Annotated in this window: 16 protein-coding genes and 1 riboswitch; of the genes, 12 read left to right on the top strand and 4 right to left on the bottom strand. The window is 49.8% G+C overall.

Going from position 1 to position 20,230, the window contains the following annotated elements; genetic code table 11:
• The first annotated feature begins 401 nt into the window (after positions 1-401).
• The 3 genes from rhaD (at position 402) to ACTQ1O_RS08980 (ending at position 2,389) form a co-directional block, all read left to right on the top strand.
• Positions 402-1,250 carry a rhamnulose-1-phosphate aldolase gene (gene rhaD, locus ACTQ1O_RS08990; protein ID WP_441486990.1) on the top strand — a complete coding sequence of 283 codons (849 nt, stop codon included), beginning with the start codon at positions 402-404 and terminating at the stop codon, positions 1,248-1,250.
• Between the two features lie 180 nt (positions 1,251-1,430).
• Complete coding sequence (locus ACTQ1O_RS08985; protein ID WP_441486989.1) at positions 1,431-1,751, top strand: hypothetical protein; 321 nt, start codon at positions 1,431-1,433, stop codon at positions 1,749-1,751.
• Between the two features lie 227 nt (positions 1,752-1,978).
• Positions 1,979-2,389: a hypothetical protein gene (locus ACTQ1O_RS08980; RefSeq protein ID WP_441486988.1), complete on the top strand. Its 411-nt coding sequence runs from the start codon at positions 1,979-1,981 to the stop codon at positions 2,387-2,389.
• 106 nt (positions 2,390-2,495) lie between these two features.
• On the opposite strand, the gene ACTQ1O_RS08975 is transcribed toward ACTQ1O_RS08980, so the two are convergent.
• Together ACTQ1O_RS08975 and ACTQ1O_RS08970 are read right to left on the bottom strand one after the other, a co-directional pair.
• The gene (locus ACTQ1O_RS08975) at positions 2,496-3,491 is read right to left on the bottom strand and encodes a uroporphyrinogen decarboxylase family protein (RefSeq protein WP_441099710.1); all 996 of its coding nucleotides are present in this window, start codon (positions 3,489-3,491) and stop codon (positions 2,496-2,498) included.
• A 143-nt stretch (positions 3,492-3,634) separates the two neighbouring features.
• Complete coding sequence (locus tag ACTQ1O_RS08970; protein WP_441099711.1) at positions 3,635-4,246, bottom strand: manganese efflux pump MntP; 612 nt, start codon at positions 4,244-4,246, stop codon at positions 3,635-3,637.
• 445 nt (positions 4,247-4,691) lie between these two features.
• On the opposite strand from ACTQ1O_RS08970, the gene ACTQ1O_RS08965 reads away from it, so the two are divergent.
• From ACTQ1O_RS08965 to ACTQ1O_RS08950, 4 genes are all read left to right on the top strand, one after another.
• The gene (locus tag ACTQ1O_RS08965; RefSeq protein WP_441486987.1) at positions 4,692-4,949 is read left to right on the top strand and encodes a hypothetical protein; all 258 of its coding nucleotides are present in this window, start codon (positions 4,692-4,694) and stop codon (positions 4,947-4,949) included.
• 254 nt (positions 4,950-5,203) lie between these two features.
• A complete protein-coding gene (locus ACTQ1O_RS08960; protein WP_441486986.1) occupies positions 5,204-6,082 on the top strand; it encodes a homocysteine S-methyltransferase family protein in 879 nt (292 codons plus the stop codon).
• Positions 6,083-6,177: 95 nt separating this feature from the next.
• Complete coding sequence (locus tag ACTQ1O_RS08955) at positions 6,178-7,077, top strand: homocysteine S-methyltransferase family protein (RefSeq protein ID WP_441486985.1); 900 nt, start codon at positions 6,178-6,180, stop codon at positions 7,075-7,077.
• Positions 7,078-7,112: 35 nt separating this feature from the next.
• A riboswitch (cobalamin riboswitch) is annotated at positions 7,113-7,304 on the top strand.
• 394 nt (positions 7,305-7,698) lie between these two features.
• Complete coding sequence (locus ACTQ1O_RS08950) at positions 7,699-9,012, top strand: sirohydrochlorin cobaltochelatase (RefSeq protein ID WP_441486984.1); 1,314 nt, start codon at positions 7,699-7,701, stop codon at positions 9,010-9,012.
• Between the two features lie 243 nt (positions 9,013-9,255).
• Here the strand turns inward: ACTQ1O_RS08950 and rsmH are convergent, their stop codons facing one another.
• Positions 9,256-10,362 (bottom strand): 16S rRNA (cytosine(1402)-N(4))-methyltransferase RsmH, encoded by a 1,107-nt coding sequence (gene rsmH / locus ACTQ1O_RS08945; RefSeq protein WP_441486983.1) that lies wholly within the window; start codon positions 10,360-10,362, stop codon positions 9,256-9,258.
• 389 nt (positions 10,363-10,751) lie between these two features.
• On the opposite strand from rsmH, the gene ACTQ1O_RS08940 reads away from it, so the two are divergent.
• Complete coding sequence (locus ACTQ1O_RS08940) at positions 10,752-11,702, top strand: 2-hydroxyacid dehydrogenase (RefSeq protein WP_441486982.1); 951 nt, start codon at positions 10,752-10,754, stop codon at positions 11,700-11,702.
• Positions 11,703-12,276: 574 nt separating this feature from the next.
• Here the strand turns inward: ACTQ1O_RS08940 and ACTQ1O_RS08935 are convergent.
• Positions 12,277-12,912: a TetR/AcrR family transcriptional regulator gene (locus ACTQ1O_RS08935; RefSeq protein ID WP_441486981.1), complete on the bottom strand. Its 636-nt coding sequence runs from the start codon at positions 12,910-12,912 to the stop codon at positions 12,277-12,279.
• 277 nt (positions 12,913-13,189) lie between these two features.
• On the opposite strand from ACTQ1O_RS08935, the gene ACTQ1O_RS08930 reads away from it, so the two are divergent.
• The 4 genes from ACTQ1O_RS08930 (at position 13,190) to ACTQ1O_RS08915 (ending at position 20,225) form a co-directional block, all read left to right on the top strand.
• Complete coding sequence (locus ACTQ1O_RS08930) at positions 13,190-15,454, top strand: efflux RND transporter permease subunit (RefSeq protein WP_441486980.1); 2,265 nt, start codon at positions 13,190-13,192, stop codon at positions 15,452-15,454.
• Positions 15,455-15,662: 208 nt separating this feature from the next.
• Positions 15,663-18,632 carry a hypothetical protein gene (locus tag ACTQ1O_RS08925; RefSeq protein WP_441486979.1) on the top strand — a complete coding sequence of 990 codons (2,970 nt, stop codon included), beginning with the start codon at positions 15,663-15,665 and terminating at the stop codon, positions 18,630-18,632.
• A gap of 73 nt (positions 18,633-18,705) precedes the next feature.
• The gene (locus ACTQ1O_RS08920) at positions 18,706-19,359 is read left to right on the top strand and encodes an FKBP-type peptidyl-prolyl cis-trans isomerase (protein WP_441486978.1); all 654 of its coding nucleotides are present in this window, start codon (positions 18,706-18,708) and stop codon (positions 19,357-19,359) included.
• 131 nt (positions 19,360-19,490) lie between these two features.
• A complete protein-coding gene (locus tag ACTQ1O_RS08915; RefSeq protein WP_441474236.1) occupies positions 19,491-20,225 on the top strand; it encodes a GTP pyrophosphokinase in 735 nt (244 codons plus the stop codon).
• Positions 20,226-20,230: the final 5 nt, after the last annotated feature.

Below are 20,230 nucleotides of genomic sequence, written 5' to 3'. Positions count from 1 at the left end.
AGGGCGCATACCGATTCTCCTTCCTATAAAAAGGAGCCGCATGCTGGAGCGGCTCCTTTTTGTGTGTCCGGAAAGTTGGATGCCGGATTTTGAGGAGGGTTACTTTCGTTACCGGGTGGGACCAGAGCAACTCTTTTTTTGTAAGGAAAATTGCAATAAATGACGAGTTGCAGATTGAAATGTGGCGGTTAAAATGGAAAATTAACCAAAACAAATCGTATCTATCCCGAAAAATGAGGCAAACCAACAAAAACAACACAAAACAACGTAATTGCATTGACAAAAACAAAGAATACAACTATCATATAGGCATAAAAACAATAAAAACAACATTCAAATACCACATAAAACGACTAAAATGCAGCGGCAGAAAGTGCCGCATGATGGGGAGGCGGGATTTTATGAAAATTCTTGATACAAAATTTGTCCGTGGATTTGTAAAGATGGCAGATGACGGTTTCAAGCAGGGATGGCATGAGAGAAACGGTGGAAATCTTTCCTATCGTCTGAAACCGTCTGAGGTAGAGGAGATTCGGCCGCGTCTGAATGATCACGGGGACTGGGCACCAATCGGAACCAGCGTTCCCGGACTTGCCGGGGAATTTTTCCTGATCACAGGAAGCGGAAAGTATTTCCGGAATATTGCTGTAGACCCGGAGGCCTGCCTTGCGATCATTGAGTTGGATGACAAGGGAGAGAATTACCGGATCCGCTGGGGCCTTGTAGAAGGAGGACGGCCGACCAGCGAGCTTCCTGCACATATGATGAACCATGAAGTGAAGAAGAGAGTGACAAACGGAAGACATCGTGTGATCTACCATGCGCATACAACGAACATCATCGCGCTTACCTTTATACTTCCGTTGAAGGATGAAATCTTCACACGGGAGCTCTGGGAGTCCGCGACAGAATGTCCGGTTGTTTTTCCGGACGGCGTAGGTGTCGTGCCGTGGATGGTTCCGGGAGGAAGAGACATCGCTGTCGCGACCAGCCGTCTGATGGAGAAGTATGATGTCGCGATTTGGGCGCACCACGGGATGTTCTGCTCGGGAGAGGACTTCGACTTGACATTCGGACTGATGCACACCGTTGAGAAGTCTGCAGAGATCCTTCTCAAGGTTCTGGCTGTGACCCCGGTGAAACGCCAGACGATCACCCCGGAGGATTTCCGTGAGGTGGCAAAGGGATTCCACATCAGTCTTCCAGAGAGATTTCTGTATGAGAAGAAAAATCCGGGCGGAATCGAGTGAACAGCGGGAAGAAAAATGATGGAAGACGTGGATACCCCGGAACTTAATATTTGACGAAGATGCCTTCTGCCGGTAAAATGGTGGAAGGCTTTATTTATGGGTGGGACAGAGGTCGTATGGCGCCTGTTATACGACTGTTTAGTTGCAGGATGGAGAGAAGAAAAGTCGGAGCGGGACGGTATGAGTAATCTGAAAAAGGGAAAAATATTTATGGGAGTCGCGGCGGTGCTTGTCCTGGCAGATGCTTTTATGATGATACTGGATACGGTCATCGCCTATTCAGTGACTGCGTCATATATCGCCATGCTGACGCTTTTGATCAGTCCGTTTGTGGGACTGGCGTGCTCAATTATGTCGTGGATATTTCTGGGCAGGGCAAAGCTGGAGGGAAAAGATCGCATTGTAATCTGGCGCTTGATTGCGTTTGCGTTGATATTGCTGGATGGATTTCTGGTGGTGACGGTTTTGCTGCTTCTCCTTCCGGGGATATCGATCACCTGACACCACCTGCCTTCAGGAACAAGAGAGCGTCAAGGCGGCATTTTGTCATGCATATGAGAATGCGTATCTTATGTGTACTTGATGCGTATTATCTGCGTGTGTATACATCTGCATGCAGGTGTGAATATGTATCTTAATATATGTGAAAATGTACCTGAGTACAGGCTTGAATGTTATCTGGATGGCTTTGCGTAGCTGACAGATTAAAGAGAAGAGAGGGATAATCAATGAGTCATATATCGGATGCCATGAAGGCATTTCATGAGAATACGATGTGGATCGTAAATAACGGAATGATGGCGGACCTTGCTATCGAGGATACCAACAACAAGGTGATCAACTGGTTTGTGATGCACAAGCAGGAGTGGAAGCACGGAGAAATCGTGGATTTTATCAGTATGGATGAGGGAACGGGCATCTACACGGTCTACGCGCTCTGCACAGATGATACTGTTCTGGCGATCCCGGAGGAGGAGTTGGACAATCCGGAGGAGTTTGAGATCAACGGACATCATACCTCTATGGTTCGGACCCGACCGCAGGAGATCACCGATGAGGATGCCGATCAGCTTGCTGATCGGGTGTTAGATGAGCGTGAGAGAATCATGAAGGCACGGGTTTCCGGAATTCGAAAATGAGATGGTGAGGTTTGTCACCGTCAGAAGACTGTGACACATCGAGGGCCGGCAGTTACCAGGACTGCCGGCCTAAATTTTTGATGTCTGTTTTTCTCAGATGCAGAGGTTATCCGAAAATCTCCCTGCTCATTTTATCAATTTCCTTGTCTACCATTCCATAAACTTGCGGGAAAACAGAAAAATTCAGGCCATGCGTTGTGCACGGAATGAAATAATGCTTTCCGCAGTCTCTGCAAAGCTGATCTGTCTCCTTTGCAATCTCTTCCTGTGTCACGTCAGGCTTGTCAACCTTGCCGTTATCAATTCCGCCCATGAAGGATATTTTTTCACCATATTCTTTTACCAGCTGCGGCAGATTGTTGACAGACATGCAGCCCTGCCATACATCAATTCCCATGTCAATCATGGAGGGAACAAATGGCGCGCAATAACAGTCGTTATGATGGATAACGAGGACGCCTCTCTCCTTGAAATATCCGTAAATTCTCTGATAGGGTTTCAGGAAAAATTCCCGGAACATATCGGTACTGATAAATGTGGATCTCTGTGTTCCCCAGTCATCATGATGAAAGATGACATCCGGCTTCATATAATCACAGATCTGCTCCGCGTATTTCAGTTCCCATTCTGTAATATAGTCAATCAGATCATGAACCGCCTCCGGCTCCTCATAGAAATTCATCATGGCCGGTTCTACATCGCAGAGATAATGATGCATTTCAAAAAGGCCTGGAGCCATAAATGCGGTAACCATTGTCTCGTTGCGGTCTACAGCTTCCGCAGCCTTGACCGTTGGTTCCCAGTCCTCGGCGGTATAATTGAGCTCCGGAGCTTTCACGTAACGCCTCCACTCTGTGATATCCGGACATACAAGATGCTCCGGATCATGCATCGGGAATGCGCCGGGCTGTCCTTCCGGCCAGGCATTGTAATAGCCCCAGCCACATTTCACCGCAGGGTCCCCCGGCTTCGCAGGCATAATCGGGAACTGATTCACGTAAGGTGTGTTCATGACAAAGGACAACGCCTCATACTGTTTCACAAAACGATCCGGTGTTCCGCCATGAATGGTTTCCAAAAAATTTTCTCTTTTCGTCAGCATAGTTTTTCCTCCGCAATAAAAACTATCATCAGGTTACTCACCCTGTTATTATACCATAATTGGCGGAAGATATATATGTTTTGACGGACAATTCACGGATTCTATATAAATTATTAGTTAAAAATACATGATAATGGATGCGTTCAGATCCCTGTCACGAAGATCTCAATTCCGATTGCGATCAGAATGATACCGCCCAGTATCGTTGCCTTTTCCGAGAGCCTCTCACCGAATTTTTTCCCGAACAGAAGTCCGATCATGCAGATCACGAATGTTACAACAGCAATGATCAGCGAGCTCGAGAAAGCAGCTGCTGTTCCGTACCGTGCTGTCGTAAAGCCTACGGAAAGTGCATCGATGGAGGTCGCAATTCCCTGTATGAGCAGGGTTTTCCTGGTTAGGACTGTTTTTGTTCCGCATCCGCAGTTTTCGGGATTTTCTTCGCACTTATTTTTTATCCTCCGGATTCCCTCGAACAGCATCTGACCTCCGATATACAGAAGAAGAACCAGCGCAATCCAGGGAATGAATTTCTGAAATACCTTGAAATATGACGCAATCGTGTGTACGCAGAACCATCCGATCATCGGCATGGCGAACTGAAAGAATGCATAGCATGCAGCTATCCAGTAGGTTTTTTTCCTGGACATCCCGGGTTCGTTCAGCCCGTTTGCAATCGATACCGAAAAGGCGTCCATTGCCAGACCCACCCCGAGTAAGATACTGTTTAAGACAAAGCTCATCATACTTCCCATCCTGACTTCCACTCCTCATTTCTATCCGTCCGGCCGTTTTTGTTTCTCTTCATCCCATCAGAAAAACGCCCGGATACAGTTCGCGCTGTACCCGGGCGTATATACCTGCAGTCTGACCCATGTACAGCAACATCGCTTACATGAGTCTCGCCGATTAAAGCAAGCCAGGCCGAAACGGCCAGTATGTTGACTTGCTGCATGGGATAAGATAAGTATCCGCGGTCCATCAATTTCCGCAGTCACAGCCCATGCCAACTACTCCCTCACGGTTTTGTGTTTTGTAGATACTATCATTCTGTCACGCGATTAGTCAATTCTAATATATATGGCCGGACTTTCTTTCACTGCTTGCAGAAAATATTTGTATGGAATATGATGGATTAATATCGATGATGTCATCGATGCATTATATTGACGCATGATTATTGAAGAAAGGATTTCAGACATGAATGAGGAAAAGACCATCCTTCTCCCTTATGAATCCTGGGCTTACCTGAAGGCCCGCTCCCGCGAGGAACGGATCGGCAGGAAGACCTCCGACGCGCTTCTGAAGAATATGTGGTCGGTTCTGGCCAAGGAAGACGGAAAGATCCGAGTGAACGGAAAAGCACTTGGAGGCCGGGAAAACGGTGAGATCACCTCGTGGTCCGTTGAGGATATACGGAGAATGCTGGAGGAGAAGGGGCTCACCTACACCTTGTAAGGCTTTTCTGTAATTGTTGCAGGATTTCAGGCTGTTGCATTATCATGGCTGTAATTGTGGTTATGTTGAGGCGATAGTAATAGTTGTAGTAATGGAAATGCTGCAGTTAGGGTCATAGTTGCAGTAATGGAAATGTTGCAGCTATGGTTATTGTTGTAGTTACAGTTATTAGCAGCTGCTGGTTTTCCAGCGAGTGTCGCGACAGGGAGGAACCCTGTAGAGCGCATATATCTCGTTCAATGAATAGAGGAATTATGACAGAGAATGATTTTACACGGATGACACAGAAGGGCATCGTTATATTGGACGGTGCAATGGGAACGAATCTCTACCGCATGGGGATGCCTCATGGATGCTGTACGGAGGAGTGGGCGCTAAGACATCCGGATGATGTGGAAAAACTTCAGAGGGAGTATGTGGAGGCGGGTTCTCAGATCATTTATGCACCGACCTTCGGCGCGAACCGCATTATGCTGAAGAGGTTCGGCCTTGAGGAACATACAGAAGAGATGAACCGGAAACTTTTCGAAATCTCCCGGCGTGCGGCAGAAGGGAAAACTATGATCGCCGGCGATCTGGCGCCCACGGGCATGATTCTGAAGGAATACGGCGGAGCCGGGAGCCGGGAGGAAATGTTCGAGGCGTATCGTGAGCAGGCAAAGGTTCTGTATGAAGCGGGTTGTGATCTTTTTGCCGTGGAAAGTATGCTGTCCGTGCTCGACGCGGTGACTGCGGTAGAAGCAGTGAGATCCGTATGCTCCGCTCCGGTGATCTGCACGCTCACGGTGCGAAAAAACGGAAGCGCCTATTACGGCGGAGATATTTTCGAGGGCGGGCCGCTTGCGGAGAAGGCAGGCGCGGATGCCTACGGGATTAACTGCTGTGATGGCCCGGATGGGATGGAAGAAATTATCTCATCTGTCTCCGAAATGGTTCATATTCCGATTGTTGCGAAGCCAAATGCGGGACTGCCTCAAAAAGGCGCAAATGGGCAGATGGTCTACAATATCAGTCCGGACCAGTTCGTTTCATCTATGAAGAAACTTGTGTCCGCAGGAGCGTCGGTGATCGGAGGATGCTGCGGGACTACCCCGGCATATATCCGGAGACTTGCGGAGGAATTTCGAAAGTAAAAGGCCGTGTCGTAAACAGCCACGGCGCAAACAGCCATGACATAGACGACCATGTCGCAAACGGGGCACACAATGTATATAAAGTGAGGCTAATCATGAACAAAACCGAATTCAGGGAACTTACAGATAGCAAGATCGTCTGTCTTGACGGAGCAACAGGCACAAATCTGACAGTGCGCGGGATGCCGAAGGGAATCAGCACAGAGGCTTGGGTTCTGGAGCATCCGGAGGTGCTGCAAAATCTTCAGAGAGAATTTATCGAAGCGGGAGCGGATGTGATTTACGCGCCGACGTTTGGCGCAAACCGGAAGGTTCTGGGCGGTTTCGGGCTGGCGGACAAGACCGAAGAGATGAACAAAAAGCTGCTCGGGCTGTCGCAGGAGGTGTCGAAGGGCAGCGTTCTGGTGGCAGGAGATATGGCGCCCACGGGAATGGTGCCGGATTCTGCTGGAGGAGATGCCAGCTATGAGGAAATTTTTGAGATCTATCGGGAGCAGGCAGAGATTCTGTATCATGCCGGCGCGGATCTTTTTGTAATAGAAACCATGATGTCGGCGGATGAGACTTCAATTGCGCTGGACGCGGTTTCATCTGTCTGTGATCTTCCGGTGATGTGCACGTTTTCCGTATATGCGGATGGAAAGTGTTTTTTTGACGGAAATATCTTTGATGCTGCAGCCGTTTTGGAGGCGATGGGCGCTGCGGCAGTGGGACTGAACTGCTGCAGCGGACCGGATCAGATGGAGAGCATCATCCGGTATCTGGCGAAGAACTGCAGCATTCCGATTATCGCAAAGCCGAATGCGGGAATGCCGAAGATTGACGAGAACGGGAATGCCATTTACAGCCTCGGTCCGGAAGCCTTTGCGTCTCAGATGAAGATGCTGACAGATGCCGGCGTCAGGATTGTCGGAGGCTGCTGCGGAACAGAGCCGGAGCATATCCGGCTTTTGAAGAAGATGATTTCCGGTCAATCATTCATTGGATCAATTTGACATTTTGTAATTGATTTCATATAATAGTGAAAGTCTTTAAAACATATCTTTTCAGTGCCACTTTTATGGCGGGTAATAGGGAATCAGGTGAAATACCTGAACGATCCGGTCACTGTGAGCAGTGAGCCAGATGCATTGTCCATTGTATTCCGGTCAACGGAATATGAGAAGGCGCAGGAAGGCGTTGAGCTGCAAGTCAGGAAACCTGCTGAGAAGATGATAGATTTGCTTCCGATGAAAGCAGAGTCTGTTTGCATAAGAATATTGATGGTTGCATCAGTGAGTTCTGGTGTGATCCGGCTGGTTTGCAGATATGCGCTCTTTGGCGTGCGGTTATGGATACCGTTTCTTTGAATAGAGCGTGACCGTCAGGCGGATCCGGGATTTCAGCAGATGTTTCTTTTATATGCAGATACGGAGTGATTGCTTTCTGAGAAGGCGGTCACTCTTTTTTACGCGAACAGTGAGCCGCAGCCGAATGCGAAGTATTCGTGTGCGGCGAGCGTCGCGATAGCAAGATAAAACTCGCGCAGCGTGTTTTATCTCGTTTATGTTCTGTGCTAAGGTATCGAAGGGCGTTTTGAACCCCTTTGATATAGATTATTCTACAAAAAGGAGAAAATGATGAAAAAGAAAGTCGTAACATTATTATGCACCGCGGTTCTGACCGGGTCTATGATTGCCGGATGTGGCAGCGCAAGCAGCGCAGCATCGTCAGCATCCGCAGCATCTTCGAGTGCATCTTCCGCGTCTTCAGCGGCAGCGGAGGTTACAGAGGCAGCCTCTTCTTCTGAAGAAGTAGAGACGGTTTCTTCCTCCTCTGTATCTGCGGATCAGGCAGCAGCGGACAAGGTAGCCGCTCTGATTGACAAGATCTATGTGCAGGAGAGAACAGATACTACGGACGAGGACTGCAAGGCGGCAAAGGAAGCATGGGACGCATTGACGGATACGCAGAAGGCTCTCGTAGAAGGCGAATATGCAGATCCGGATTATTTCGGAAGGGATACCGGCGATGCTTCCAAGGACGATCCGCTCAACGAGGACGGAATCGGAGAAAATGAGATTCTTGTATGCTCCTTCGGAACCTCCTATAATGACAGCCGTGTCCAGGATATCGGCGGAATTGAGAAGGCTCTTCAGGCAGCATATCCCGACTGGTCTGTAAGACGTGCATTCACGGCGCAGATCATCATCAATCATATTCAGGCGCGTGATAATGAGGTGATCGACAATATGGATCAGGCGCTCCAGAGAGCGGTTGACAACGGTGTGAAGAATCTGCTGATTCAGCCGACGCATCTGATGCATGGCGCGGAGTATGATGAGCTTTCGGAGGCTGTCAGCAAATACGCCGACAAATTTGATTCTGTGAAAATTGCCGAGCCGCTTCTGGGTGAGGTGGGAAGTGACACGAGCGTAGTAAATGAGGACAAGCAGAATGTCGCAAAGATTCTTACCGCTACAGCGGTAGAGAAGGCAGGATATGACAGTCTTGACGCGGCTGCCGCTGACGGAACGGCGTTTGTATTCATGGGTCATGGAACCTCTCATGAGGCGAATATCACCTATGATCAGATGCAGACAGAAATGAATGATCTCGGTTACAAGAACGTATTCATCGGAACCGTTGAGGGCAAGCCGGCAGATACCGAGTGCTCCGCGGTTATCCAGAAGGTACATGACGCGGGATACAAGAAGGTAATTCTGCGTGATCTGATGGTTGTAGCAGGTGATCATGCGAATAACGATATGGCAGGCGATGATTCTGATTCCTGGAAGAGCCAGTTCAATGCATCCGGCTTCTTTGACAGCGTAGATGCTCAGCTCGAAGGAATGGGAAGAATTCCGGATATCGAGCAGATCTATGTAAGCCACACAAAGGCTGCAATGGACAGCGACGCCACAGTTTCAAGTTCTTCTGAGGCAAACTGAGAAATCCAGTACAGTATACCCTGACGAGTATGGGATATGATTCTGCCGGGCGTACCACAAGGATATAATGTGTGGTTCAGCCTGACACACCATCATCTGCATGACCTGTGTGCTGAGAGAAAATGACAGGGCTGAGACATATCAGTGAGACAACATATCAGTAAAACAGAGGAAGCGTCCGGCATGTGCCGGACGCTTCTTCTGTCGGTGCGCCAGTCGGGCGCGCGAAAACCGGATGCCGGATTAACGGATCGCCCATCTCAGTTTTGTGGAGTGTGCTCTCGGATTCCGGTAGCATTCCTCACGGGAGGGACGGATGACATCCCGGCTGACTTCGGTGTACAGGCCGTCACGGGCGCCCTGCTTAAAGGACTGTTTGACGAGGCGGTCCTCACCGGAGTGGAAGGTGAGAATAGCAGCTCTGCCTCCGGGTTTCAGCACGGAGGGCAGCTTGTCCAGAAATGCGTAGAGAACCTCAAATTCGCTGTTCACGTCGATGCGGAGTGCCTGGAAGACCCTGGCGCAGGATTTTTTCACGGCTTCCTCCTGTTCGTCCCTGGGCGAATGGCGAAGTTGACGGGTTTGAGTCAGCGTTTCCTCGATCAGAAGGCGAAGATCCGTGGTGGTTTCCAGTGGGCGTTTACGACGATATGCCTGCTGAACAGCATCGGCGATTTCTTCTGCATATGGCTCGTCAGAATTATCGATGAGCAGCCCAGCGAGTTCATCCCTCGTGAGCTGCTTCAGCCTCTCGGAAGCAGGCTCTCCCTTTTCCGGGTCAAAACGAAGATCGAGGGGACCATCTGTCTTGTAGGAAAAGCCTCTCTCCGGGTTGTCGATCTGCATGGAGGAGACACCCAGATCCGCCAGAACAAAGTCGAAGGGACCGTACTTGGTGGAGACCTGATCGATATTCGCGAAGTTGATGTGGATCGGGGTAAAAATATCCTCCCCGAAGCCTCTGGCGCGCATCCGTGCCTCCGTCTTCCGGATTTCCAGAGGATCGGCATCCAGTGAATAGAGATGACCCGTGCCCTCCAGCTTCTCCAGCATGCGGGAGCTGTGACCTCCGTAACCGAGCGTGCAGTCGAGTCCGGTCATGCCGGGACGGATCTTCAGCACATCCAGAATCTCATCGACCATGATCGGAATGTGCATTCCTGCGGGCGTGCTTCCCTTGCGGATTACCTTTTCAATGGTTTCGCCGTATTTCTCGGGATTCAGCTCCTTGTATTTCTCATTATACTTTCGCGGGTACTTGCCGCTGTAATGGGGCCTGCGCCTGTGCGGCGCTGCATCTCCGGAAAGACGGTCCGGATTTGGTCTGTCGGCGTGATTGTCTGAATGCATAATAAGTGTTTTCCTTTCGAATAAATCTCTTCAGAGATGATATGGGTTCTGCCTTTCGATCAGATTCTCGTCGGAGAGGATATGGATTCTGTCTTTCGATCAGATTCTCGTCGGAGAGGATATGGGTTCTGTCTTTCGATCAGACCTTATCGGTGGGAATATCGATTCTGTCATTTCGGTTATTTTATCACAAAAACCGGTGCCGGTTAACAGAGGTCACGACACTCTTTCCTTTTCAGTGATTTTGGACTATACTTTTTGTGCGATCTCTCAAGTGGAAATTCAGAGAGACCAGGATCATTGAAGGTACACGAATCTTCCGGACAGTGGATATCTTACATATTGCACTGTAATTGCAGTGCAGTGGATGTTTAAAATGGAGGCACAGAATGAAGATTGTATTGATGGAGCCGCTTGGCATTGACGGAGTTACGCTGGATCGTCTGGCGGAGACGCTCACGGAGCAGGGACATGAGTTTTCTGCCTATGATACTTTTTCTACGGATGTTGAGGAACTGAAGCGCAGAAGCAGCGGGGCAGATGTTCTGATTATCGCGAATCACCCCCTTCCGGGCGAGGTGATCCGGGCGGACGCAAATCTGAAATTCATTTCCGTTGCGTTTGTGGGAATCGACCATGTTGATGTGGAGGCATGCAGGGAGCAGAATGTCCGGATATCCAATACCGGTGGGTACTGCAACGATGCGGTGGCGGAGCTTGCGGTCGGTCTTGCGCTGGATTGTCTCAGAAATATCAGCCTGTGCAATGACGCCGTTCAGGCCGGAAAGGGCAAGGCCGGGCTGCAGGGCCACGAACTCGCCGGCCGTACCGTAGGAATCATCGGAACCGGGGCGATCGGATGCCGCACCGCGGAGATTTTCAAGGTGTTCGGATGCCGTCTGATCGGATACAGCCGCAGCCGGAAGCAGGCGGCGCTTGATCTCGGTCTGGAATACAGAACACTGGATGAGGTGATGCAGGAGGCAGACATCATTTCGGTACACACACCGCTGACGGCGGAGACGAAGGGACTGATCGGGCAGAAGGAAATCGGCGAGATGAAGCAGGGAGCGATTCTGATTAATACCTCCAGGGGTCCCGTCGTGGATACGGAATCCCTTGCGGAAGCTTTGAAAAAAGGCAGAATCAAGGCAGGCATTGATGTGTTTGAGAAGGATCCGCCGCTTCCGGCAGACCATCCGCTGCTCGGCGCGCCGAATCTGGTATGCACTCCCCATGTGGGATTTGATACCAGAGAATCCATTGACCGCAGAGCGGTAATGGCTTTCGAGAATGTAACTTCCTGGATTAAGGGACAGCAGATCCGCACGATGCTGTGACGAAATTTCCTATTTACAGGCCGGATTTCCAGTCCCGGGGAGCTGCTCGATACCGCAGTTACAGTCAAACGCGGAGCTGCTCGCTATCGCAGTCACAGTCAAATGCGGAGCTGCTCGATACCGCAGTCACAGTCGAACGCGGACCGTCTCGCTATCGCAGTCACAGTCGAATGCGGACTGTCTCGACGTCGCAATCACAGTCGAACAGGGCTCGCGGCGTACATAAGAATAATGGCAGACCAGGGAAAGTGGGACTTATATCGCATGTGGTGCCCACTTGCGGGGAACGGTGGTTTGCTAAAGAAAAAGAAAAGCTCTCTTCTCTGCGGGGAAGGTATCCTGCCTGGACAGGATATCCTTTGCGGAGAAGAGAGCTTTTTACGCGAACAGTGAGCCGCAGCCGAATGCGAAGTATTCGTGTGCGGCGAGCGTCGCGATAGCGAGATAAAACTCGCGCAGCGTGTTTTATCTCGTTTACAGAAAATGGCTCTCACCGGTGCCGGTCTGAAGAGATATATTCTGGCTCTGGCTTTTCGTCGCCTTATTTTTCAGCATCCATCTTAGAAAAAACGCGTTATTGCTCCTGTTTCTTCGGCAGCCGGTATCCCTCAAGAATCAGGTGAATCGTCTGGTGCAGGTGGGGCAGGTACGCCTCCATGCTGCATGGGGAGTCATACATAATACAGCTGTAGCTGGTGGAACTCACCAGCTCGATGATGGTGAAGAGCAGCAGCTCCGGGTCATCGCACTCGTAGTTGTCCGCCTTCAGGGCCATGAGGTAGTTGTCGTAGAATTCTCCGAGATTGTTTGAGGTGGATCCGCCTGTCTGTTTTTCAACGGCGTGGCGGAAGATGCCCCAGGAAAGATTCTTGGTGATGAATTTCAGCAGCATTTTGTTGCGCTGCAGGTAATTCAGGACATAATCAACCATCGCCAGCAGATAATCCTCCAGACCCTTGATCGGAACCGGACGGATCTTCATCGCCTGCTGGGCTTCCAGAAGAAGCTGTGCGGATTTGCGGGCGATGAGCTCGTCCCGCAGATCATACTTGTCCTTGAAGTAGAGATAAAAGGTTCCCTTCGCCAGGCCGGAGTGCTTGGCGATATCGGAAATGGTTGTTTTATTAAAACCCTGATTGACGAAGAGATCATAGGCGTTCGTCAGGAGGGAATTCCGTTTGTTCTGTTTATTCAAATCTACCTTGCTCATGATTCATATCCTTTCTGAAATCATTAACTGATCACAGATATATATACGGCTATTGAAGCTATTATTTCACTGAAAATACCAATGGTCAACCATAAAAATGACCAATATTCATTTTGAGCTTTTGAAAATTTTGTGAAACCTAATTATTGACCAATGGTCATTTAAGGACTACCATACCCTATGTCAGGAAAAAGGTTTTGTACTGGATCCAACAGGAAAGTGATGTTTTGTACTGGATGCAGGAGACAGAAGCAATAGGTAAGGAGTTGAGAGAAAAATGATAAAAGTAGGCAAGTGGATCGCTAAACACAGAGTGCTGATCCTTCTGTTGGCGGTTGTCCTGCTGTTTCCGGCAGCATATGGATATTTCCACACCAAGACAAACTACGATCTGCTGACATACCTTCCGAAGTCGCTGGATACGATGAAAGGGCAGGACATCATCGTCGATGAATACGGCATGGGTTCCTTCTCGATGATTGTCGTGGACAACGAGAGCATGAAGGATGTCGCAAAGCTTGAAAAAGACATCGAGGCCGTTTCTCATGTAAAGGATGTGCTCTGGTACGACGATGTCGCGGACATTTCTCTTCCGGTGGACATGATTCCCCAGGATCTCAGAGATAAGTTCTTTAAGGGCGACGCGACGATGATGCTGGCCATGTTCGACGATACATCATCCGCAGATACCACGATGGAAGCCGTCGATCAGATCCGTTCCATCGTAAAAAAGGACACCTACGTCAGCGGTATTACGGCAGTCATGAACGATCTTCGTGATCTGACTAATCAGGAGCTCCCGATTTACGTCACAATCGCTGTAGTCCTGTGCCTGGTAGCAATGCTTCTGCTGACTGATTCTTTCCTGGTGCCGTTCCTCTTCCTGGTGGACATCGGTTTTGCCATCATATATAACATGGGAACCAATATGATCTTCGGATCGATTTCCTATGTCACGAAGGCGGTCGCCGCGGTCCTGCAGCTGGGTGTCACGACGGACTATTCGATCTTCCTTCTGGGAAGCTACCGTGAAAATAAAGAAAGATTTCCCGGGGACAAGAACCGTGCGATGGGACATGCCATTGCCAATACGTTCAAATCGATCATTGGCAGTTCGGTGACGACAATCGCCGGATTCATCGCATTGTGCTTCATGTCCTTTACCCTTGGCCTTGATATGGGACTGGTAATGGCAAAGGGCGTTGTCTTCGGAGTGCTCACCTGTGTCACCGTGCTTCCGTCGCTGGTTCTCCTGTTCGACAAGCCGATTCAGAAGACGACCCACAGGCCTCTCCTCGGAAAACTCGACAAGGCGTCTGATTTTATTACGAAGCACTACAAAGTATGGCTTATTGTTTTTCTTGTGCTCTTTATCCCGGCGGTGTACGGCAACAACCATGTAAAGAACTATTACGATATGTCGGGATCCCTTCCGAAATCCCTGCCGTCCATGGTGGCGCAGCAGAAGGTTGAAGATGATTTCGGAAGCAGCACGATGCACATCGTAGTCATGGACAAGGATACACCTGTCAAGAACAAGATGGCGATCATAAATCAGATCGACGATGTGGACGGTGTGAACTATGTTCTGGGCCTGAACTCGCTCATCGGTTCTTCTGTTCCGGATTCCATGATTCCTTCGGATGTGAGAAAAATGCTGCAGAGTGACAAGTATGAGCTGATGTTTGTAAGCACGGCCTACTACACAGGCTCTGATGAAGTCAATAAGCAGATAGACGAGATCAACAGCATTCTGAAGAAGTACGACAGCGGCGCGATGCTGATCGGCGAGGCTCCGCTGACGCATGACCTGGTGGATGTCACGAATGTGGACTTCATGCATGTAAATTCCGCATCGCTGATCATCATCTTCTTCATCATTCTGATGGTATTCAAATCGTTCTCGCTTCCATTCATTCTGGAGATTACGATTGAATTTGCCATTTTCGTCAACATGGCAATCATGTACTACACGGGAACATCGGTTTCCTTTGTGACGAGTATCGTACTTGGAACAGTTCAGCTGGGATCCACGGTCGATTACGCGATCCTGATGACGAGCCGGTATCAGAAGGAACGTCAGAGAGGACATGATAAGAAAGAGTCCGTTCAGATTGCTCACAGGGCCTGCATGGGATCGATCATTACTTCCGGTGCCGCATTCTTCGCTGCGACCTTCGGAGTCGCGATGTATTCGAACATCGATATCATCGAGTCGATCTGCATGATGCTTGCAAGAGGAGCTCTGATCAGTATGGTGACCGTTCTCTTCGTTCTGCCAGGAATGTTCATGATCTTCGATAAGCTGATCGTGAAGACATCGATTGACTTCCTCGGCAAGAAGAAGGAGGCCCGAAAGGCGGCATTCGCACAGAGGAAAAATCCTCAGCTCCAGGCAGCGGTTCAGACGGCGGGTGCAGCAACCGCCGGCAGCAGTTCCGGTCCGCAGGATTTTTCGAACGGAACACCGGGTTCTGGAACTTCAGGTTCCGGACAGCCTGCCGATTCCGGCGAGACGTCAGGCTCCGGAGTCAAAGGGTAACAGAAATTATTCAGGGATCGCAAGACATAAGAATCACAGGGGATTCCTGGATCACAAGAGACAGACATTACAGGATATTCAAGGATTCTAAGACACGAACATTACAGGATATTCAAGTATTTAATATACAAAAAATACAGGATGTGAAACAGACAGGATTCAGCAGTTCGATGAGGATCTGCGTTCTACAGAAGAGAGGCTGAAAAAAATGAACAGAAATGCCAAGATCGTAATCAAAAAGAGTTTTAATAAGACGATAGCTGTTGGTATTGCGGCGATGATGGGAATCGTACCGTCCGCATCGGCTGTTTTTGCCGCGGACAACAGCTCATCGAAGGTTACAAAGGATGAAACCGTATACGTAAATGCAGATGCAGACGGGAAGACCTCGAAAATCACGGTCTCCGATCAGCTGGTCGGAGCCGGAAGTGAGAAAGACATCAAGGATGCGTCTTCCCTGAGTGATATTCAGAATGTAAAGGGCGATGAGACCTATACCGGTTCCGGTGATTCCATGGTATGGGATTCCGACGGAAACGACATCTACTATCAGGGAACCTCCGACAAGGAGCTTCCGGTCGGCGTCAGCTTCACCTACTATCTGGACGGAAAGGAAATCGCGCCGAAGGATCTTGCGGGCAAGAGCGGAAAGCTCACGATCAAGATCCAGTACACGAATAACACCAGTGTGCAGACAAAGGTCGGTGACAAGACCGAGACTATGAAGACACCTTTTGTTATGATGACCGGAATGATCCTTCCCGGAGAGAATTTCTCGAATGTGACGATCGACAACGGAAAGATTATCAATGACGGAAGCAGAAATATTGTCCTTGGATTCGGTATGCCGGGACTGAAGGATGATCTGGATCTCGACAGCCTGAAGGATAAACTGAAGGACGCCAAGGATGACGCCGACAAGCTTAATGAGACAACGGCTTCCGGAACATCGTCTTCCGACACGAAGTCCTCAGACGCGACCGCATTAAAGTCCGAGAGTGTCACAGCTTCTTCTGATGACAAGGACAGCGCATCGGACAGCAGTCAGACTAAGGACGGTGCGGGCAGCGACAGCAAGAGCAGCGACAGCAAGAACAGTGACAGCAAAGTAGACGAAAAAATCGATGACTTTGATATTACCGACAGTGTGGAAATCACTGCAGACGTCAAGGATTTCACAATGGATTCCACCTACACGGTTGCGCTGACCGACGCCTTCCAGGATATCGATTTCTCAGATCTTAAATCCGCGGATGACCTTAAGGGCAAGCTCAATGATCTCGAAGAGAACACACTGAAACTTGTCAGCGGTTCCAGCGATCTCTACAATGGCGTAAAAGAGCTGAACGATAAATACGGAGAGCTTGACAGCGGCATCAGTCAGTTGAAGGCAGGAATTGACAGCGCAGCAGAGGGAGTCGACAAGCTGGCATCCAGTGCACCTTCGGCAGCAAGTGGAGCAAAGGCTCTGGCAGAAGGAACATCAAAATTCAAAAATGCAATAAATGGATTTTCCAGTGATACAAAAACGTTGAACAGCATATCTTCAGCGGCAGCAAAGCAGGCAAGCGATACGGTTGGAGCACAGATGAGCAACAACACTGCGATGAAGCAGCAGGCTGAGAAAGTTGGAAAGACGGCTGCGCAGTCAGCGGTTCAGAACATCAACAGTCAGGCTCAGTCGATCGGTGATCAGGCGGTAGCGGGCGTGAATGCTAATCTGGATGCAAGTGCGAAAGCAGCGGGAGACCAGGCAAAAGCTAAAGCAGAAGCAAGCATTGATGAACAGAAAATCGGTGATCAGGCGGTAGCGGGCGTGAATGCTAATCTGGATGCAAGTGCGAAAGCAGCGGGAGACCAGGCATCTAAGGCTGCTTCGGATGCTCTGTCAGGAGATGCTGGTCTGCAGGCACTGGCTAATCAGGCAGGGAATGCAGCAGTAAGCGAGGTTCAGAAAAACGCAGAGGCAATTAAGCAGGAAGCTAGTCAGGAAGCTAGTCAGGCAGTGGCTGGGTCTGCTGATGTGACGAATGCGGCTAACCAACTTTCCAGTGGTATCGGTACCGCTGTGGCACAATCAGTCAGCTCTACGCTTGCAACTGCGGCACAGGGAATTTCTTACAGTGTTTCTGATGATCAGGTGAGTCAGATTGCAGGTTTACTGGTTCAAAATGGAATGGAGGAGAATCAGGCAGCTCAGTGTGCGTCAGCCATTGCAGGTACTATCAATAAAAATGTTAATGATGCTATCGTGAACCAGGTTGGTCAGCTTTCCTCGCAAATCAGTGCGGATACTATCACGCAAGCTATATCCTCGTCTGTATCTAATACAGTTCAGGAAGTTGCTACAAGTGCAGCTGGAAATGCAGCGGCAGCTGCGGCTGAGTCAGCAGCAGAGAAAGCAGCGCAATCTGCTGCCTCAGGGACTGTCACACAGATTCCGGCTTCTATAGTAGGAAAAGCGGCAGGAGAGGCAGCGGCCAGCGCAGTGAAACAGACAGCTCCGGCGGTTGCGAGAGAAACGGCAGTTGCTACCGCAAAGCAGACGGCCGGTGAGACAGCCTCCCAGGTTGCGGAAAGCACTGTAAAGTCAGTTGCTTCTCAGGTAGCCAGAACAACAGCTACATCTGTTGCTCCTCAGGTGGCAGGTACTGTTGCTCAGCAGGTAGGCTCACAGACATTCCAGGCAGTTGCGAAGCAGTCTGGACAGGCAGTGGCTTCTCAGGTGGCGAGTCAGACGTCTGAATCAGTAGCGAAGCAGGTTGTTGCTAGTTTATCAGGCTCTGTTTCCGCACTTGATACGGGTGCACAGAAACTCAGCAAAGGACTCGCAGCGCTTCCTTCCGGTGCGCAGCAGCTGCAATCCGGCATGAAGCAGCTTTCTACCGGAGCGGAGAAGCTGCAGACCGGCAGCAGCCAGGTAGTCGGTGGCCTGAAGCAGCTGACAGACGGCGCGAAGGAGCTGAAGGACGGCACAAAGAAGTACAACGATGAAGGAATCAAGAAGATCACCGACGGAATTGGCGGTACTCTTGATGATCTGGATGATGTAGAAGATCGCCTGAAGGCTGTCACCTCTGAGGATCTGCAGTACACGAACTACAGCGGAATCGCAAATGGAATGGACGGAACCGTTAAGTTTGTCATCACCACAGATGCAATCAAAGCAGACAAGTAACAAAAACACATGATGTTCACAAATGCCCGCTATAATTGTTTGTATCATTCAAACAATTGAGAGGGCATTTTTTATGAAAAAAGAAAATCGAAAAATGGCGCAGGAGCGCCGGGCGCAGCAGAGAGAAGCGGAAGTGAGGAAGCAGAAGGCGAAGAAGGTGATTCCGATTGTAATCGTGATTGCGGTGATTGCAGTCGTTGTCATTGGAATCATTGCCACCAGTGGTCTGTTCGGCGGCAAGAAGGCAGATGGCTCCAGCGTCTCGTCTTCGTCCGGGGACATTGTAACCACAATCAACACTGACAGCACCGGAAATGCGGCTGGTACAGGGGATACAGCTGCTGCATCTTCCGACAGCTCAGCATCAACAGGGACAACATCACAGGATACAGCATCGGCAGGGGCTTCTTCCTCCGCAACGGCTTCTTCGAAGGGAACGCTGAATACGACGGAGGGAACCGTTGTACAGAAGGGCGATACCGTCAATATCGATTATACGGGATATCTTAAAGGAAAGGCATTTGACGGCGGGAGCACAAACGGAGCAGGGACCGATCTGACTCTGGGATCCGGCACATATATTGATGGTTTTGAGGATCAGGTTGAGGGACACAAGGTCGGGGAAACCTTTGATATCCAGGTAACCTTCCCGGAGGACTACGGTGTTTCGGATCTGAATGGACAGGAGGTTACATTTACGGTTACCATTAACGGAGTTTATCAATAACGGAGTGTATCAATAGCGAAGTGTTTCAATAACGGAGTGTATCAATAGCGAAGTGTTTCAATAATGGAGTGTATCAATAACGAAGTGTACCAATAGCGGAGAATTACCGGTATTTTGAAGTGGGGGATTTTATGGGTGATTTGGATTCACAGATTATGAAGTTAATGGCGGTGCCGGAGGAGATACGAAATCTGTTCCCCGCCGGCGGAATCAGCTTTGATGCGTTCCTGGATCTTGCGGACGCGGAGATGGAGCCGATGCGGCGAATGTTCGCGGACTACCAGTGCGCCTGCATGGAGATTGAGACGAAGTTCAAGGTTCTGAATGAGCGTTTTTCGGTAAAATATGACGCGAACCCGATTGAATCGATCCGGACGAGGGTCAAGAGCCCGGAGAGCATTGTGCGGAAGCTGCACGCCAGAAATCTTCCGCTGAGTATTGATTCTATACAGGAGAATCTGGATGACATCGCGGGAATCCGGGTGATCTGCTCGTTCCAGAACGACATCTATATGCTGGCGGATAAATTTCTGGAGCAGGATGATATCACACTGATTGAACGGAAGGACTACATCAAGGATCCGAAGCCCAGCGGATACCGCAGCCTGCACCTGATCGTGGAGGTCCCGATCTTCACGGAAGAGGGCAAGAAAATGATGCGCGCCGAGGTACAGCTGCGCACCATAGCCATGGACTTCTGGGCAAGTCTGGAGCATAAGCTTCGCTATAAAAAGAAGCTCTCCGACGAACAGATGAAGGCTTTGTCCGCGGGACTTACAGAGTGCTCAAGGGTGACCGCCGAGCTGGATCAGACTATGCAGGGGGTCTACGACAAAGTCCAGAGCTTCCAGAATGGCAAATCGTAACAAGC

Origin of the sequence: Bilifractor sp. LCP21S3_A7 (assembly GCF_052118825.1) — a bacterium.
GTDB lineage: Bacteria > Bacillota > Clostridia > Lachnospirales > Lachnospiraceae > Bilifractor.
Note: the sequence above shows the minus strand (reverse complement) of the source record. Positions and strands in the feature narration are given on the sequence as shown.

Excerpts from the sequence above, each read along its gene's own strand:
- ACTQ1O_RS08950 (WP_441486984.1), top strand. The coding sequence starts at position 7,699 with ATGATGAAAAAGAAAGTCGTAACATTATTATGCACCGCGGTTCTGACC.
- ACTQ1O_RS08940 (WP_441486982.1), top strand. The coding sequence starts at position 10,752 with ATGAAGATTGTATTGATGGAGCCGCTTGGCATTGACGGAGTTACGCTG.
- ACTQ1O_RS08975 (WP_441099710.1), bottom strand. The coding sequence starts at position 3,491 with ATGCTGACGAAAAGAGAAAATTTTTTGGAAACCATTCATGGCGGAACA.
- ACTQ1O_RS08930 (WP_441486980.1), top strand. The coding sequence starts at position 13,190 with ATGATAAAAGTAGGCAAGTGGATCGCTAAACACAGAGTGCTGATCCTT.
- ACTQ1O_RS08915 (WP_441474236.1), top strand. The coding sequence starts at position 19,491 with ATGGGTGATTTGGATTCACAGATTATGAAGTTAATGGCGGTGCCGGAG.
- ACTQ1O_RS08925 (WP_441486979.1), top strand. The coding sequence starts at position 15,663 with ATGAACAGAAATGCCAAGATCGTAATCAAAAAGAGTTTTAATAAGACG.
- ACTQ1O_RS08960 (WP_441486986.1), top strand. The coding sequence starts at position 5,204 with ATGACAGAGAATGATTTTACACGGATGACACAGAAGGGCATCGTTATA.
- rhaD (WP_441486990.1), top strand. The coding sequence starts at position 402 with ATGAAAATTCTTGATACAAAATTTGTCCGTGGATTTGTAAAGATGGCA.
- ACTQ1O_RS08955 (WP_441486985.1), top strand. The coding sequence starts at position 6,178 with ATGAACAAAACCGAATTCAGGGAACTTACAGATAGCAAGATCGTCTGT.
- ACTQ1O_RS08920 (WP_441486978.1), top strand. The coding sequence starts at position 18,706 with ATGAAAAAAGAAAATCGAAAAATGGCGCAGGAGCGCCGGGCGCAGCAG.
- rsmH (WP_441486983.1), bottom strand. The coding sequence starts at position 10,362 with ATGCATTCAGACAATCACGCCGACAGACCAAATCCGGACCGTCTTTCC.
- ACTQ1O_RS08935 (WP_441486981.1), bottom strand. The coding sequence starts at position 12,912 with ATGAGCAAGGTAGATTTGAATAAACAGAACAAACGGAATTCCCTCCTG.
- ACTQ1O_RS08965 (WP_441486987.1), top strand. The coding sequence starts at position 4,692 with ATGAATGAGGAAAAGACCATCCTTCTCCCTTATGAATCCTGGGCTTAC.
- ACTQ1O_RS08980 (WP_441486988.1), top strand. The coding sequence starts at position 1,979 with ATGAGTCATATATCGGATGCCATGAAGGCATTTCATGAGAATACGATG.
- ACTQ1O_RS08970 (WP_441099711.1), bottom strand. The coding sequence starts at position 4,246 with ATGGGAAGTATGATGAGCTTTGTCTTAAACAGTATCTTACTCGGGGTG.
- ACTQ1O_RS08985 (WP_441486989.1), top strand. The coding sequence starts at position 1,431 with ATGAGTAATCTGAAAAAGGGAAAAATATTTATGGGAGTCGCGGCGGTG.